Genomic DNA, 282 nt, shown 5'->3' with positions numbered 1-282 from the left:
AGTCAACGGCAGCGATGGTCGCTGTCGGTAAATGCTGAAAGACCAAATCAATGACATTGTCCAAGACCGAAGCTCGCCAGTCCCTGGCCGCCTTGCTTGCGGCGCTTCCTATGGCCATCGCCATCCTTGCGGCGACCTATTCGCTTGCTGAATTCGCGGTTTAGAATGCGGCCTGATCAGGCCTTGGCGCCCCGGCGGCCCGTGCCATAGACGGGCGCTGATTGCGCCGCCGCTTCATCGAGCGGCCAGCGGGGTCTCGCCCCGGTGCCAAGGTCCCCGGCC

Origin of the sequence: Hyphomonas sp. UBA3601 (assembly GCF_002375605.1) — a bacterium.
Taxonomy (GTDB): domain Bacteria; phylum Pseudomonadota; class Alphaproteobacteria; order Caulobacterales; family Hyphomonadaceae; genus Hyphomonas.
This window is presented reverse-complemented; position numbering follows the sequence as displayed.